Annotated in this window: 4 protein-coding genes; 3 read left to right on the top strand and 1 reads right to left on the bottom strand. The window is 62.2% G+C overall.

Features of this window, described 5'->3' with window-relative positions:
- Positions 1 to 6 precede the first annotated feature (6 nt).
- Entirely contained in the window at positions 7 to 14,466 is a 14,460-nt protein-coding gene (locus AWB66_RS01190; RefSeq protein ID WP_087628427.1) for a LysM peptidoglycan-binding domain-containing protein, read from the bottom strand.
- Between the two features lie 275 nt (positions 14,467 to 14,741).
- Here AWB66_RS01190 and AWB66_RS01185 point away from each other — a divergent pair, with 275 nt between their 5' ends.
- The 3 genes from AWB66_RS01185 (at position 14,742) to AWB66_RS01175 (ending at position 17,005) form a co-directional block, all read left to right on the top strand.
- Positions 14,742 to 15,878, top strand: a complete 1,137-nt coding sequence (locus tag AWB66_RS01185; RefSeq protein ID WP_087628426.1) for a tetratricopeptide repeat protein — start codon at positions 14,742 to 14,744, stop codon at positions 15,876 to 15,878.
- Between the two features lie 99 nt (positions 15,879 to 15,977).
- Entirely contained in the window at positions 15,978 to 16,244 is a 267-nt protein-coding gene (locus tag AWB66_RS01180; protein WP_087628425.1) for a flagellar biosynthetic protein FliQ, read from the top strand.
- A 2-nt stretch (positions 16,245 to 16,246) separates the two neighbouring features.
- Positions 16,247 to 17,005 (top strand): flagellar biosynthetic protein FliR, encoded by a 759-nt coding sequence (locus AWB66_RS01175; RefSeq protein ID WP_087628424.1) that lies wholly within the window; start codon positions 16,247 to 16,249, stop codon positions 17,003 to 17,005.
- Positions 17,006 to 17,008 lie beyond the last annotated feature (3 nt).

Raw genomic sequence — 17,008 nt, 5'->3', positions numbered from 1 at the left:
GCACCCTCACCGAGGCAGCGGGGTCTTGCCGAACCCCGGATAGAAGATCGTGTTGTCTACATTGCCCGGCCCCCAAAACACTCTTGTAGGAGCAGGTGCAGCGTTGGGATTGACTATCAGTTCTCGGAAATATCGAGCATTGACCATATTCATGTCTTGTGTCGACGGCCACATCTGTAACGAATTTTCGTTCGGATGGACATGGCCTATCAACCGTGCATCTCGCGGTACCGGACTGGTCCATGCATCTCCGCTGTACAACTTCTTGACCAGGGCACTGTCTAAGCGTTCGGTGACAAGTGAAAATTCAACCTGTCGGCCGCCTAAAGTACCCAACTTATAAAGATCTCCAAATCGCACGGTTCGATCAGTGACAACAACGCCCTGCTCACCAGGTAACGCTCCTGTGGCGCGCAACTCGTCCAGCGTGGTGTGCGTACCTAACCCTTCAGTTCGTGGAAACCGGGAGCCAATCGATCCGCCAGACTGTCCCACAATATCCGCGCCTGCGCTGCTGCCAAGCGAAGCAATGGAAACCGGCGCGATGGCTTTCTGCATTGCGATCCTGCCGGCTCCCGCTCCCATCAATGCAAGACCAGCTTCCCCAAACGCCTGCACTTCCTTCGCAACTGCAAACCCGTAGTTACCACCGTTCCATTCAGCACGAGCCTCAGTCGCACTTTGCGCACCGATCAACTGGTAGGCAAACTGCCCAAGGCTCTGCCCCGCGTCATACACGATCTTACCCGCATAAGCCGCGCTCGGACTCGGATCGAGCACTCCAGCGTAGCCTCCCGTCATACCACGCATGAATGCTTGCTGGGTGGTTTCGCCAACACTCAAATCCGGTGTCGACTGTTCACCCATCATCGCGCCACGGAACGCCGACTCATTCAGGTCAAATTCCGTACGTACGGCCGTACCGGTGAATGCGCTGTCATAGCCCGCGCCGAATGCAAAGTCACCGGCTTGCCCCGGCGATGCAACGTAATCAACCCAAGATGTCTCGGGCGTCACATGTATGGGCGGCAACAGAAACTCACGCGATGGCGCACCAGGTCCGGCAAACCGCATGTCAGGCGTCGTGTACGTATCCGGCGTCGATGCGTTGCCGAACGCATCCATCAACTGATCGTAGACCGCATCGGCGTAGCGACCTTGGTTCGCCACCTCGGTATCCGGCTTCGCCACGCTCTGGCTCGCCATCTGCTGCGTCACCAACGCGCCGATCGTGTCGCCCGCGATCGATCCGATATTGCGCTCGAGACTTCCTCCCCGCACCAGCGTGCTCGCCACTCCAGAGACCGCCGTCGAAGCGCCCGTTCCCAGCGCGGTCCCGCCAAGTGCCGTCTGATCCGTACCGTACCCAATACCGTTGGCAATCGCCCCCGCCGCCACACCCCGCCAGTCGAACCCGTGCTGCGCTCCCAACGCGATACCCAGCCCTTCGCCCGCCGCCGCGCGCACCGCGCCCGTCACCGCCGCGCCCGCTCCTCCGCCCAGCGCCGATGCGGACACAGAACTCAAGCTGCCCGTCACCCCCGCGCCGACCGCCGCGCTCGCCGCCGAGATCGCCATGCCCTTCCAGTCCAGCCCCCGCTGCTGACCTCCCGCGACCAGCACCGCCTGCGACGCGAGCGACCCCGCCGCCGCGCCCGCCGCCACCGCGATCGTGCCGCTTGCCGCTCCCGCGATACCGCCCGTCAACCCTCCGCTTATCGCCGCCACGCCGGCCGCCCACGCGCCCGACAGCGTCGCCGCACTCCCCGCCGCCACACCTCCCGCCGCCACACCTCCCGCGGCTACACCACCGGCCGCAACACCGCCCGCGGCCGCACCGCCCCCAGCCAATCCACCCGCGGCCGCGCCCAGCAACTCCGCCGCCGCTCCCGCCGTATACACCGTCACCACCACCGCCACCACGATCGCGATCACCTGCACGAACGTCCCGCATCCATCTCCGCCTCTTCCCGGCGGCGGCGGCGGGTCCGGCAACGTCGGCTGCGTGTCGCCGATCGCTCGGCCCGGATCGTACGGCTTGAACGTGCTCGCCGTGTTGTGCACGTTCGTCACCTTGTTCGGCACGCTCAGCGTCTGACCCGCCTTGAGCACGTCCGTACCCTGCAAGCCGTTCGCATCGGCCAGCAGATACCACAGCGTCGCATCCCCCCACAGCGCACTCGCGATACTCTGCAGCGTGTCTCCATCGCGTACCGTCCACGTCCCCGGGCTCACCCCCGGATACGTCCCGTCGATCGCCATGAAGTTCTCGTCGAAGTCCGCCGTGCCGATCGGCGTGAACACCTTGTACTGGCTCTCGTTGCCGCCCCGCGTGAGCTTGCCCGAAAGCTCCTGCACGTAGTCGATCGAGTCGATCCCGTCGTTGCCCTGGTTGCCCACCCGGTTGCCGTTCAGGTAGTAGTAGTTGTGCTTGCGGTCCCCCGCCGCGCCCGTGATCCGCCCGTTCGCGTCCACCCTCACGCCCGTCAGTTCATCCCGACGCTGCACCTGACCGCGCAGATCCGTCCAGTACTGGAACGCGCGTGCCTTACTCGCATCGCCTCCGCCGTCGTCGTAGGTGCTCTTCAGGTTCCCGTTCGCGTCGTAGTTGTAGTACGTCGTCGCCGCCTTCCACCCCGGCGCGTTCGGGTTGCTCGGCTGCACCACCACCTTCGACTGCTTGGCCCCCTCCCACCACTCGTACGTGTACGTCGACACCGTGCGCGTGCCGTTCGCATCGTCGGGCTTCGAGTCGATCTGCACGAGCGTGCCGTCGGCTAGGCGCGTGTAGCTCGTGCTCAGCCCGTTCAACGCATCGCGCTCGGAACTCTGCAGGCTGTCCGCATCCCACGTGCGCGTCACGTTCGACACCACCTTGCCCGTCTTCACGTCACGCTCGAGCTGCGTGCTCACTCGCCCCAGCAGGTCGTTCGCGCGCTCCTGCGCCACCACCCCGTTGATCGTCTGCGTCTGCAAGTAGCCGTTCGCGTCGTACGTGTAGCGCTCCGTGCGACCGTCCTTCGCATACACCGCCAGCACCCGCTCGCCCGCCGCGTCGTAGCCCAACTGCACCCCTTCGCCGCCCGCCGGTCCCGCTACGATGTGCACGCTCGTGTCGTTCGGATCGCTTGCCCGCTCGCCCGAGAGCGTGCCCATCGACACCGTGAAGCGGTTCAGCGCGTCGTACTCGTACCAGTAGTCCTGCGTCTTCTGGTGATACCCCACCATGTCCGTGTACGACGCCACCATCCGCCGGCGGTTGCCCACCGCGTCGTACTCGTAGCTCACCTGGTAGCTGTTGTCGCTGATCGACACCACCCGGTTCAGCGCGTCGTACTCCACCCGCGACTGCGCGAACACGTACGAGTCACCGAAGTTCGTGAAGTACTCCGCCGTGCGGTTGCCGTCTCCGTCGTACTCGTACAGCGACTGCGTCTTCGTCGCGTTGTCCACCATCGAGCGCACCAGACCGTGCGAGTAGTACGTGTAGTCCACGTCCTGCCCCGCCGTGCTCGTCTGCTTGGTCACCAGCCCCGCCCAGTTGTACGTGTAGCGGTACACGTGGCCGCCCAGGTCCGTGTGCTTGCCCACCCGCCCGTACAGATCCTGCTCGTCCGCCATCGTGCGGCCGTTCGCATCAGTGGTCGTCTTGATCCACCCGCCGCTCAACGATGTGCCGATCGAGGCGATACCGCTCGCCCACTTGTAGTCGTACTGCACCGCGCGGCCCGCCGCGCTCACCGTCCTCACGATGCGCCCCGCCGCGTCGTAGAACGTCTTCTCGCGTCCGCCCAGTGCGTTGGTGTGCGCGATACGCCGGTCCAGCTCGTCGTATTCGTAGCGATCGATGCTGCGCTGGCCGTCGGCGAGCACCGGACGGTCCACTTCGGTCAAACGGTTACGTGCGTCGTACTTGTAGTCGGTGCGCCGCCCCAACTCGTCGCTCGACACCCGCAGGTTGCCGTAGCCGTCGTATTGATACGCCTTGCTGTAGCCGAGCGCGTCCCAGGACTTCGCCACGCTCGGGCTGGCTGTGCCGTAGTTGTACTGCTGCGTGCTCAGATGGCCGTTCGCATCGAGCAGACCGACCAGATTGCCGGTCAGGTCGTAGTAGAAGTGCGTCAGCGGCGTGGTCTCGATCTTCGCGCCGTTGGTCAAGGTCACGCTCACCGTGGGCTGCTGCTTGAGCACCAGCATGCCCATCGTGTTATACGACGAGTACGTCCAGTTGCCACGTCCGTCGCGCTCGCCCGACACCTCTTCGAACGCGTTGTGATGCTGCAACCGGTCGATCGTCATGTCCTTGGACAGCTCGTCGATCACCCCCACGATATCGACGTTGGTCACCGGATTGTTGCGCGTGCCCGTCAGGAAGTAGCTCTGACGCTCCATCAGCACGTTGCCCGCTGCGTCCTTCGCCCAGTAGCGGTATTCGTATTCGACGTTGGTCGGCAAGCTCCCCGCGTCGAACAGGAAGCGGCCCGCCGCGTCCTTGTGAAGCGTGATGGTCGTAAACGGGCGATCGTAGGCGTTGTCCTTTTGCGTCGACTGGCGATACATCAACGTCAGCGTATCGACGTTGCCAAGCGCGTTGCCCTGGTTGTCCGTCGGCGTGAACTGCAGGATCGACGCGCGCGCGCTGCCCGTGAGCGTCGCCTGCGCGTTCCTGCCGATCGTCACGTCGCCCTGACCCATCGACAGCGGCATGCCCGCGTAGTCGTAGGACGTGAATTTGATCGAACAGGTCGAGTTCGCCGGTAGGCCGTACTGGCTCGTGTCCCAGATGAAATCGCCGCCCGTGTTGTGCAAGGTCGCGTACTTCGTGGCACCGCCTTGCACCCACGACACCACCATGTAATCGGTGCTGGCCGGCTGCGAATGGAATACCACCATGGACTTGAAGTCGGCCTGATAACCGAGCGAGAGCGACGGCGTGCCGTTGCCGCCCGTCAGGGCGACTGTGCCTAGCAACGAATCGAGCGTGGCCCCGCTGGCGTCGCACAGATCGATGGCGATGTTGTAGTTATCCGCGCCGTAGCCGGACAGATCGAGCGTGAACGCGCCCGTGGCCGCGTTGCGATAGACCGGCACGTCGACTTTCCAGCCTGCGTCGTTCGGCTTGCGCAGATGAACGACGAGATGGTCCGCCAGTTGCATCTGACTGCTTCGCGGCGAATACAGGTTCAGAACCTGCGGCGCAGACCACAGATAGCTTCCTGACGCATCGACCTTGAAGCCCGCGAGATCGCTCGGTGCGTGCTGGGGAATGTCGACGTGCGTGACGCTCGACCCACCCGAGCGCGAAATATGCGCCGAGTAGCCGTCGCGGCGCAGCAGCGTGCCGGCGGGGCCATTGCCACCGTCGCTCACTGCCATGAAGATCATTTCGTAGTCGCCGTCGGGAAGGTCGGTTACGTCGGCAGTGTAGGAGTTCGACTGGCTATCGGCGCTCTTCGGCAGCGATTTGAAATTTTCAGTCGAGCCTGCGGGACGGTAGTACAGCATGCTCTCCGCATGAGCGAGCGAATTCAAGGCAACCGTAATCGAGTTGGATCCCGCTATGCCGTCCAACCGTACTGAGGTATCAAGCGCATCGGGTTTGACGTTTGTTCCTAAGAGCTGCGCAGTTTTGGCAATCGTCTGGGTGATCGGAGTGCCCTGCCCGCTCCGAGGAATAAACGTCAGTTCGACCCGATACGAAAAATTGAACGAAGTGACGTCGCCCCAAATGACGTGCAGCGGTATATCAAGTCTACCCGGTGATATGGAGGTCGCCGTGACTGGAGGGGTGTAATAAGGAACGTCTTCGCCGATACTTTGCTGGTTCCCCATAAGGTTGTCATCGTCACCGCTGAATGTGACCCACTTCACATCGTAGCTGTAGTGCACGACCGCATTCACCTCATATGCACCATAAATCCCGCGCAGGTCAGGCAGATCAATCTCCAGTGCGCTTATGCCAATGCCTGCCAAACCTGCCGGGTTAGAGTCCGTTTTCCACGAGACTGTGGTGGTAACCGCCAAGTCCTCCGCATTATTCGTAAAGATGTCGCCCCCCTCGACCGGCAACGTCGGTCCCGTCACCGGCCGATTGGCCGCGTCTGTCCACCCGCTAATGCTCAGCTGCGTATTCGCGAACTGCCCCCCGTCGATCGGAATATCGACCGGACTGAAGTGGATATACGGCACCCCGCCCGAGGTCTTCGGCTGGCGAATTTGAATGACCTGGTTGCGCTCGTCGTAGCGCGTGAACGTCTGCATCATGTCGACGCTTTGCAGCAACGCCTTCAGATCCTCGCCCGTGTCGATTTTCTTGCCGCGCAAGTCCGCGTTCATGGACTCGACTTTCAACGTCGCGTTGCCATTGCGGTCGTACACGAACAGATGCGAGATGCCGTCATCGAAATTGGTGCGCACCACGCGGCCAGCGTTGTCGTAGTCCGAGTATTCCTGCCACGCGCCGCCCGGCCCGCCGCCGTTCGTGCGGCGAGCCGTCAGTTCGCCGTACGCGTTGTAGCTTCGTTCGATTTGCTTGCCATTCGTGCCGAACGACGCATCGCTCCAGGCCCTCGAAAAGGTCGAGCGCGACACTTCGCGGTTAAGCGCGTCGTAGCCCATATTCGTGACGAAATCCCAGCCGTTGCCGTCGGCATCCGTGCAGTACGTGCTGATGGACGTCGTATTGCCCGCAGCGTCATAGCCGAAGGACGTAGAGCCATATCCCTGCAGATCCGTTACGTACAACAGCGCATAGCCATACCAGTAGTTGTACAGATACGTGTGGGCTAGCGTGCCGTCTCCAGCCTGCACGTCCTCCTCGACGACGCGATTCAGCCCGTCGTACTTGAAGTTCGTCGTCGTTCTGACCAGCCGGCCCTGATGATCCGCAAACTGCGGAAGCTTCTGGCTCGTCTGTCGTCCGAGCGCGTCATAGGTGAAGTCGTATTGGCTGCCGTTCGCATCGATTCGACGTAGCAAGTGACCTTCGCCATCGTAGGCATAGCGGCTCGTGGCGTTGCCCGTCAGTTGCTGCAACTTGCCGTTCGAGTCAACGTTCGCGTACTGAACGTTCAGACGCGTCTCGCTGGTCTTACGTCCGTTGCGATCCCACGTGTATTCGGTAATCCGGTCATCACCGCTGCGCGGCCAAGTGTCGACAAGCGTAGCGGCAAGCGATGAGCCCGCCGTCACCGGATCCGGATATGCCTGAGCGAAATGGCTTTCGCGCGTAACGTTGCCCTGTGCGTCCAACGTGTAAGCGATGCCGTATCCCTTCGGGTCGATTTCGAGCGTCTTCTGGCCGTTGCCGTTATAAAAGTAAAGCGACCGGTAACCCGACGGGTCGGTCTTTGCAACGAGGAGGCCCCGCCCGTCGTATTCCCACCTCGTGACGAGCTCGCTGCCGGAGGTAAGGAAGTACGCGCCCCGTTGATCCTCACCCGCGGTAGGATCGAAGTAGCCGGTCGCCACGTTCATCACGCGCGATTCGATGATCCGCCCATTGGCGTCATAGACCGAACGTGTCTCGCGCACGTTGGCGGCGTTCTTGGGTATCGGCGGCTGCGAACCGCCCACGGCGCTCACCGGATCCGCATAGACTCGCGTGCTGTTTACATTGCCGGCCGCATCGAACGCCCATAAAGTGAGTGTGCCAAGTGCATTCACTTCGCCCGTGCGCTGGTTCGCCGCGTCGAAGTACCATGTCGTCTTGTTGCCGGTCGCGTCGGTCCGCGACACTTGGTTTCCGCGTGCGTCGTATGCGTACCGCTCGACCGGCGTGACGTAGTTGTTCGTGTAGTTCGCGACGCCGGTCTTGGAGACTACGCGGTCCAGCAGATCGTACGCATAGTACGTGACACGCTCTTCGGAAGGAGACACAGAGTCCGACCGCGACGCCTCGGTAACGGTGACGCAATTGCCCCGCGAATCGTATGCGTAGAGATTCACAACGGGCACATTCTTCGAATTCATTGCGGGCAATGTTTCGGACAGCTTCAGCCCACGCCGGTCGTATGTGTACGTGAAGACACCGCCCAGCTTGTTCGCATGGCTCGTCCGGTTGCCGAAGGCGTCGTAACCGTAAGTCTCGGCGTAGCCCTCTGCGTCGGTCGATCTGACGAGCCGTCCCGCGCGATCGTATTCGAGCGTCGTCACCGCATCGCGCGAGTCCGCTGGCGGCAACACAAGCGCCGGATTGGCGCGCCAGCCGTCGCGCTTCCAGGCCTCGTCAGCGGCACCGGCACGGAACTGCGCGTAGTGCGTCACCTGTACCGGATCGCCGAAGGCGTCGTAGCGCGTACTGACCACGGAATTGTCCGGACTGACCTGGGTCACGAGGCGGTTCAGACCGTCGTAGAAGTAAACGGTCGTCGCCGACGACGGATCGGTTGTGGTCACGCGATTCCCGAACGCGTCGTACTGATAGCGGGTCGTGTAGCCCAGCGCGTTGGTCGCGGCAGTCAGATGGCCCGCCGCATCGTACGTCTGCGTGTTGGTATAGCGCGCGAGCAGCGACTGCCGCTGGCCGTCGGTCAGCGCTGCCACCGTGAGCGCATTGCCGCTGCCATCGACGAAGCCGAGCGCCTTGCGCTCCGACAACGCCCATTGCGTATCCTGCCCAGAGAGCTCGACTCCGCGAGGATCGATATGCGCGACTTGCCGCCCCAAACCGTCATACGCGTACCGCGTGGTGGATGCTGCCGGTGATCCCCAGGCGCGCGTCTGCTCGATGAGATTTCCCGCGGCGTCGAAAACAGAGTGCGTAGCCGATGGCTGGGCCGTGCCGTAAGCCAGTACCGTTTCCACTGCCCGGCCCAGCGAATCGAGCGTGTAATGGGTTACGACTCCCATGCCATTGACCACTTCGATCAACCGGCCGCCGCTGTCGTAACGATATTGCGTAACGACCGCGTCGGCCGGCGCTGTCGATGGCAGCAGCGCCGCGGCCTGTAACGGGCTGGCCGTGCGTACGGTGTCGTACCGGCCAGCATAACGGATGGACTGCGCGACATGTCCCGCTGCGTCATATCGGTTCGCCGTGACGTAGCCTTCCGGATCGACAATGTAGACGGGCCGGCCCGCGTTGTCGAAGATCCAGTTCGTGGTCCGGTCCTGCGCCGCACGCACGACGCCCGGCGACGCAAGCCATTGCGTAAGATCGTTCACCGAGGGATTGCCACCGCCATTCCATGCCAGCGCGTACGTGGTTTGACCGGTGAGATGACCCTGCGCGTCGAAGCGGTTCTGCGTGACATAGCCCTGCGCGTCGATGCTGAAGGCGGCACGGTTCGCCGCGTCGTAGACCGTACGCGTGATCCGGTCGCTCGCATGCATGGCGCTCGTCTGCGCCCTCAAGGTGTTTGCGAGTGCCGCGGCGTCCGGCAGACCGCTGAGGGAAACGGGCGTGGCATAAGCGATGCGCGACACCACGTTGCCGTTCGCGTCGTACACTTGTTCCGTCACGTAGCCAAGCGCATCCACGCTGAAGCGCAAGCGGCCGTCTGCGTCGTATGCGTAACGAGTCAGTTCGTCGCGTTGCACCGAGGGCGCAATGCGTGCGGCGATCTGGGCGGCGCTCGTCGCGAGAGACATGCCGCTCAAGGATATCCGCGCATCGAAACGCTGCTGCGAAATCAGCCGCCCTTCGGCATCGTAGCCCGACTGGACCGCCGCACCGGTAGGGTCAAGCGACCAGATCTGACGCCCCTCCTGATCGTAGACATAGCGCGTCACGCCGCCCGCGGCATCCGTCACGGCGACCACGTTTCCATTGGCGTCGTAGGCGTACTGTGTCTTGAGTTTCAGGCCAGTGGGATCGACCACGGAAGACAGCAAATGGTCGAGATTGTCGTAGGTCTTTTGCGTGATTCTTGCCGCTGCGGTGCCCGCACCTTCGGTGACCGTCACCACACGCCCGGCGCTGTCGTAAGCGAAGTCCGTGCGCAGCCTGAGCCCCAACGGATCGGCGATAACCGACACGCTCCGGCCATCCAGATCGTATTGCGTCTCGGTGACCAAGCCCGATGGATCGGTCGTGCGAACAACCGCGCCCTTCGCATCGTACTCATAGCGCGTGACGAGCGCCAAGCCGCCCGGATCGACCGTGCGCGTGAGCGTTCTCCCGGCTGCGTCGTACGAGAAGGTGGTTTGCACGCCGCGTGCATCGGTCATACGAATGAGTTGACCTGCGTGGTCGAAGGCTTGCCCAGTGGTCGCTACCGGGTTTTGCGTCTGAATCAGGTTGCCGTCGAGATCGTAAGCGTAGTTCGTGGTGTTCCCGCGCCCATCCTTTATGCCGACGACCTGGCCGCTTTCGTTGTAGGTCGTGACGGTGACGATACCCTCCGGTGTCGTCACGCTCATCTGCCGGCTGGCTGCGCTGTAAGCGTACTGCGTGGTCTTGCCCGTGCGGTCCGTCCTTGTGAGCACGTTGCCGAACGCGTCGTAGGTCATCGAGGTCTCAGCGCCGGTAGCGTCGGTGACCACCACGACGTTGCCGTTGCGATCATAGTCGGTGTAACGCCTCGTACCGTTCGCGTCGACCGTCTGGACCAGACGGCCGAACGCGTCGTAGACCGCGTTGGTGAACACATTCAGGCCGCGCAAGTCGCTGATCTGCTGTACCTGGCGGCCCATGCGATCATACGTAAACGACATCGTGACCCGCGCGCCCGCGCTGAGGTCTCGCGTTTCTGACGTGATCTCGCCGAACGCGTTGTACGCAAAGTCCGTCCGAGCGCCCAGCGCATCGGTCCGCCTGAGTACGCGGCCCGTGGTGCTGTAACTCAACGAGGTGCGCGACGCCTTTCCGTCATCGCCCAGAGCTGAGAAGGTTTGCGTCAGGGCGTCGCTCAACGTCCCCCCGGTTAGCGTCGACAGTACGTTCGCCGCGACCCTCGTGGCATATACGGTAGTTTGCGTTCTGTCGCCGAAGGCGTCGAATCCGTACTGCGTCACCTCGCCAAGCGCGTTGACGATGACGGCAAGACGCCCCGCCGTATCGTAGTAGTACCGCGTGACGTTGCCGTTCGCATCCGTCATCGCGGTCCGCAGGCCCGCCGGATCGTACGTATAACGCACGCCCCACGTGCTCCACACGCTATCGATCTGCGCTTGTGCAGGATTGGCGCCGAGCGCGGCAAGAGCGGCGCTGCCCTCGCCCGTAAGTTGGCCGGTCAGGCGTCCTTGGGCGTCGTAGCGATTGGTTTGCGTGCGTCCATTTTCCGTCTGGCTTGTCAGATTTCCCTGGCTGTCGTAGGAATAACGGGTCGTACGGGATCCCGTCACTTCATACATCGAACGCTCGAGCACACGGCCCATCGCGTCGTAAGCGTATGTCGTGCGCTCGGTTTGAGCGCCGGTCATGACCGAGGAGAGCAGCGAGGCCGCGCTTGCGGCGTAGCGCACGCCGGTCATCGGCGGATTGCCGCCAATCGCTATCGAATCCGCTACTTCTCCCGTGAAGGCACGTTCGCCAAACGATGCCGTTCCCACCTTGACAGGATTCGCGCTCACGCTGCGAAATTCGATCGTATGACTCGCAAGTGGAATCTGGTTCAACACCATCACGGAGTATGAGCCGCTTGGCGACGTCAGGGTCAGGCTGGCCTGCCTGAGGCCATCGATCCAGATCTCCAGCGGCGCGCCGGTCTGACCGGTTGCCGTGAACGTCATGGGCACCATTTGCGGCTGGCTCAACATGCCTGGATCGATGCGCTCGCCACGAACGCGCTCGATCACATTGCCGCGCGCGTCGTAGCGATATCGGGTAACGTATCCTTCCGCGTCGATTTGTGCGCTGAGCAGGCCTCGCGCGTCGTAGACGAAGCGCTCGGACTCATCCCGAGCGGGCGCGTATGGAATTGGCTTCGCGAAGTCGAGCCCGGACAGGCGCGTCGCCGCATCGATTTGCGTGAAATACCGAACCGTTTCCGTGCGTTCTCCCGCCGCGTTGTAGCGGTACTCGGTAATGCTGCCTTCCGGATCGATCTCGCCGCGCAGGAGCCCGTCGCGGTCGTAGTAGTAGTCTTTGACGCGATCACGCGATACATCGGCAACTGGAAAACTGTCGCTCTTCACGCTGGCGCCGGATAGCTTGCTGGCGTCTACGAGATTCGAGAACTTCGTCGTCTTGATGAGATTGCCGCGTGTATCGTAATCGTACTTGATGGCATGCCGGTCGGAGTCGATGGTGCCAATTACTTGGCCGTTGCTGTCGCGCACCAGCCATTCCGCCCGGTCCGATGTAGAAGCCTGCGGACGGAGCCCGGAACTGTCGAGAGTCAGCGCGGCCCCGGAAGGCAACCGCTCGACCGGTCGTCCCGAGCCGTCCGCGAGCGTGCTCAACTGCGCGTTGCTAAGACGCGTCGCGTAAGTGACAGTGGCGTTTTGATAGCCTGCCAGGGCATCGAATTTGTACTCTGTGAGCGTGCCATCCGCGGAGATCATCGCCACGCGTTGGCCGCGCCCGTTGTAGAGATATTGGGTCGCCTTGCCGCCGGCGTCCGTGCTCATGCGCAAGCGGCCGTCGGAGTCATACGCATTGGTGATCCGGGACAGCAGCTTGCCCTGCACGCTGTCGGATACAGAAACGAGTTCGCCCGCCGCGTCGTACGCGGATGTTCGCGTGAGACCGTTACCGAAGGTCACCGCCACGGTATGCTTCGCGTCGTCATATTGGTAGAGCGTGACGACACCATCGAAGCTCGTCGCGCTCAACAGGCGTCCAAGTCCGTCGTAGGTAAATTGCTCGACCGTTTCTTGGCCTGGAGCGCCGACAAAGTGTTGAAGCAGACGGCCGAAGGCGTCGTAAATGTAGCGCGTCTGCACGATTCCCGCTGCGGTATCGCCGCTGCCATCTGCCTTTAACCGTTCATAGCGAGTTTCGCTGGCGATTTGGCTGCGGTAGTCCCATGTCGTGTCGATGCGCACAGCATCGCTGCGGTCGCCGAGGCCAGCCACCCACGCATCCAGCGCCGACATCGGCACGGGTGCATCTGCGCCGAGGCTGCTCACATCGAACACGCCGCCCGCATAGCGGATCTCGGTGATTCGCTGGCCCTGCGCGTTATAGCGATACTCGGTGACGCGCCCCTCGCCGCTCACGCTATAGCGAAGATGACCCAGCCCGTCATAGGCGTAGCGAACCGTCTGGTTACCTGTGGTGGTGGTCGGACTACTGCCCGAAACTCGCTCCGTCAGCAGTTCATTGCTCGCGCCATAGGTGCGGAGCAGTTCCGATCCTCCGCCTGTCTGTTGGATGAGGTTACCGGCACTGTCATAGACCAACCGAACGCTACCGAGCTCGCTATCGTTGATCTGTTGGACATTGCCTCGCGCGTCGTAGGTGAACGACTGGCTGTGCGTATCTCCCGACCCGCTCGTAGCGATCTTTGTGAGGCGCCCCGCGGCATCGTAGGTGAGAAGCTGTTGAGAGCCGAGCGGATCGGTGACGGTCGTTGTGCGCGTAGCCGTGTCGTAGCTGAGTGACGTGACTCGAGTCGCGCCACCGTCGCCGGTCTGCGCGATCGTTGCCACGCGGTAATCGCTCCCCACCAGTTGGTAGGTGAACGCAACGCGCGATCCGTCCGATTGCGATATCGACGCAATCCGGCTGCTTGCGCCGTCGTAGGCATAGGTGGTCTTGAAGACATTCCCGTCGGCGATACTGCCATCGAGCGGGCTCAGATCTACGTTCACCTCCGACAACCGGCCCTTGGCATCGTAGACGTAGCGCGTGGTCGTCGCTGTCACGACACCGCCACCCGGCTGACGATATTCGGCCCGCAGACCCGTCAGCTGACCTGACGCGTTGTAGTCGAGATAGCTGACGTCACCGCCAGCGGTCGTCACGCGCGTCAGTTGGCCTTGCGCGTTGTAGGCATAGCTGACAGCGTTGCCGTCACGGTCGCTACTGGACACGAGGCGGCCATCATGTGCAGCATCGAAGGTTTGAGTGAGCTGGTTCGCACCATCCCTCCAGAGCCAGCTTTGCGTGGCCAGGTCGAACGATAGCGTGGCGCGCGCGCCGGGGGTCGTCACGGTGGCGGGGCCGGCGTTCGGCGCGGGCGCCACATCCGCGTAAGACGCAGTCGATACATAGACCTTGCGCGCGACGTCATACGTGTACGAGGTGGATGAACCGTCCCAGTCGGTGAGCAATACCGTGCTGCCCGCCGTGTTGAGGACGCCGCCAAGCCCGTTCACCGTGCGTACGCCTCCCGGCCGCCAGCTATCATCCGGAACCGCGCCGAGGCTGTTGTATGCCCTGTACACCGCACCCTCGTCGCCGCGCCCGAGCAGCATCTGATCACGGTCCTCAACCAAAAGGTTGCCGTTGGCCGCGTTCACGAAGATCTGCTCACCGGTCTGACCGAACGCGGCGTCGCCTACCTGCCCGCGCTTGCCCAAACCGAATGCCAACGACGAATGCGTGCCCAGCCCGTTACCCGTGAAGATTGCTACCACTTTGCACCTCAACCTAGATGATGGTTCGATCTGGACACCGATTCAACGTGTCCGGTTTATATGCAGGTTGTCCGTGCGATTCAAACTGAGTTAAGGGTCGGGCGTTATATTTTGCATACCTTTACAAATTCACCGAGAATGATTTGCGTGAGCGTCATCCTCATCAGCGCCTGCTGGCGCGTCGCAAGCCAGCAGCGCATACTGCTAACAGCAATTTCATGAGCGGATGATGGCGTGCGCTTTCGTCCGAAGTCAGCCAAATATCTGGATACTCAATGCCTCAAAATTCGACACTCCCTCCAACGGAACTCGCCAAGTGGCTCGACTACCTTGAGATCGATCCGCACAATACCCATTTGCTACAACACGCCGCGCAAGCTGCCTTTGATGCCGGTCAATACGCGCTCTGCCGCAAGATTCTGAGCCGCCAAGAGGCGCCGGGAGCCTTGAGCTCGTCGCTCGTCAATCTCCACGGCCTGGCTTGCATGTCGGAAGGAGACTACACAACCGCGCTCGTGCATTTCTCATCGCTCGACGCTGCACGCACCGACCCGACCTTGCGCTATAACATCGCTTACGCCAATGCGATGCTCGAACGCTACGAAGAGGCATTCGCGCTGCTCCAAGATCCGGCTGTACAAGCGTTGCCACCCGCCGTGACGCTCGGCGTGCGAGTGCTGCATCATCTCGGGCAACTCGACGAAGCCATACAACTCGGCCAGCGTCACCTCGAACATGCCGAGTTCGACCGCGAATTGCCCGGCGCCCTGGCGACCGTCTGTTTCGACGCATCGCGGCTCGAACTCGCCCGGCATTTCGCTTCTCTCACCCCGGACGCGCCAGACTGTCAGGCTGTGTTCGCACTCCTCGCGCTGAACGAAGGCGAGCAGGACACGGCGTCCACGCTCCTCGAGAGCGCGATAGCCGCGCGCCCGTCGAGTGGCCGAGTTCAGCTTGGCATGGGGCTGTGTCTGCTCGCGCGGCAGGAATTCGGTCGGGCCGCCGAGATGCTGGACTCCGCCGCCGCTACGTTGAAATCTCATGCGGGTTCGTGGGCCGCCGCCGCATGGGCGCACCTTTTTGCTGCCGATCTCGCCGCCGCGCGCAGGTGCTTCGAACGAGCCGCGCACATCGACAGAGGCTTCGCCGAAGCGCCCGGAGGGCTCGCTGTCGTTGCTTGTCGCGAACAGCGCTTCGACGAGGCACGTCACTTGGTCACGACCGCGCTTCGCCTCGACTCAAAATGCCTCGCGGCGGCCTTCGCTTCGAGCCTGCTCGCTTCGCAGGCGGGAGATCAGGCGCGCGCGACCGAGGTTATGCGTCAGGCGATGGAGGGTTCGCTGACCGCTGGGGGACCGTCGCTCGGGTCGCTAATCGCCTTGCGGATGGAGGGCGCAAAAAAACATATCTGATACAAAAGTGTAAAATTCACATGTATCGCATTACGAACTATTACTTCGCTTTGTTAGACTTCCTGCCTATAAATTAACGACAATAAAACGAGGCTGAATATGTCGACCGACCAAGCGCTCCAATATATGGCGCAAATGATGTGGACTGGCTTGGTCGTTGCGGGACCGGTTCTTGGGGCGTGTTTAATCGTCGGTTTGGCCGTCAGCGTGTTTCAAGTAGTTACGCAGCTCCAGGAAATGAGCCTGAGTTACGTACCGAAACTCGCAGTAGCCGCAATCGTGCTCGTTGCCATGGCGCCCTGGATGCTCGGCCGTCTCACGCGCTTCGCTACGTCCCTGTTCAATATCATTCCCACGCTCGGTTGACGATGCTTCCTCTCGCCGCAACCGCTTGGGGGCTCTCTACGCTGCTGCTTTGCCTGCGCATCGGGCCACTGTTCGTACTAGCGCCTCCGTTCTCCCAACTGCAAATACCGCTGCGGGTTCGGGTATGCCTCACGTTCACGATTGGCGCCTGCTTGGCGGACGCGAGTCCGTCGACATCGCTTGCCACGATGGGAAACGGAGAACTCGTTGTTGCCGCGTGCGTCGAGTTGGTGCTGGGACTCGTCATTGCCCTGGCCTTTCAGGCGGCATTCGGCGCGTTGTCTTTCGCTGGCCGTGTCGTGGATGTGCAGGCTGGCTATGGCCTTGCCATGGTGATCGACCCCGGCTCGCGACAGCAGGCGCCGCTGTTCGGCACGATGTTCACGCTCGTGGCCGGCGTGATGTTTTTTTCGCTCGACGGCCCCGGCGAGTTGCTCAGGCTGATCGCGCAGTTCGCGCGGATCCTCCCACCGGGTTTCGCACGCGTCGGCATTGATGCGCGCGAGGTCATCGCCTACATGGGCCTCATGATGATGACGGGACTCGGCGCGGCAGCCGCGATCATCTTGTCGCTCTTCATGATCGACATCGTGATCGCATTCCTGTCTCGCACGTTGCCTCAAATGAATGCGTTAATGCTCGGCTTGCAGGTGAAGACCCTCGCCACTTTGGTAGTCGCGTCCGTTTCGACGGGGCTGATCGCGCCTGCAGTATTTCGCCTCATCAACATGGCGCTCGCTTTTCTTTCTTCCCTGGTTTGAATC

It is taken from the genome of Caballeronia telluris, assembly GCF_001544495.1.
GTDB classification, from domain to species: Bacteria; Pseudomonadota; Gammaproteobacteria; order Burkholderiales; family Burkholderiaceae; genus Caballeronia; species Caballeronia telluris.
The sequence above is the reverse complement of the archived record's forward strand: the minus strand, read 5'-3'. Positions and strand labels throughout refer to the sequence as shown.

Excerpts from the sequence above, each read along its gene's own strand:
- AWB66_RS01185 (WP_087628426.1), top strand. The coding sequence starts at position 14,742 with ATGCCTCAAAATTCGACACTCCCTCCAACGGAACTCGCCAAGTGGCTC.
- AWB66_RS01180 (WP_087628425.1), top strand. The coding sequence starts at position 15,978 with ATGTCGACCGACCAAGCGCTCCAATATATGGCGCAAATGATGTGGACT.
- AWB66_RS01175 (WP_087628424.1), top strand. The coding sequence starts at position 16,247 with ATGCTTCCTCTCGCCGCAACCGCTTGGGGGCTCTCTACGCTGCTGCTT.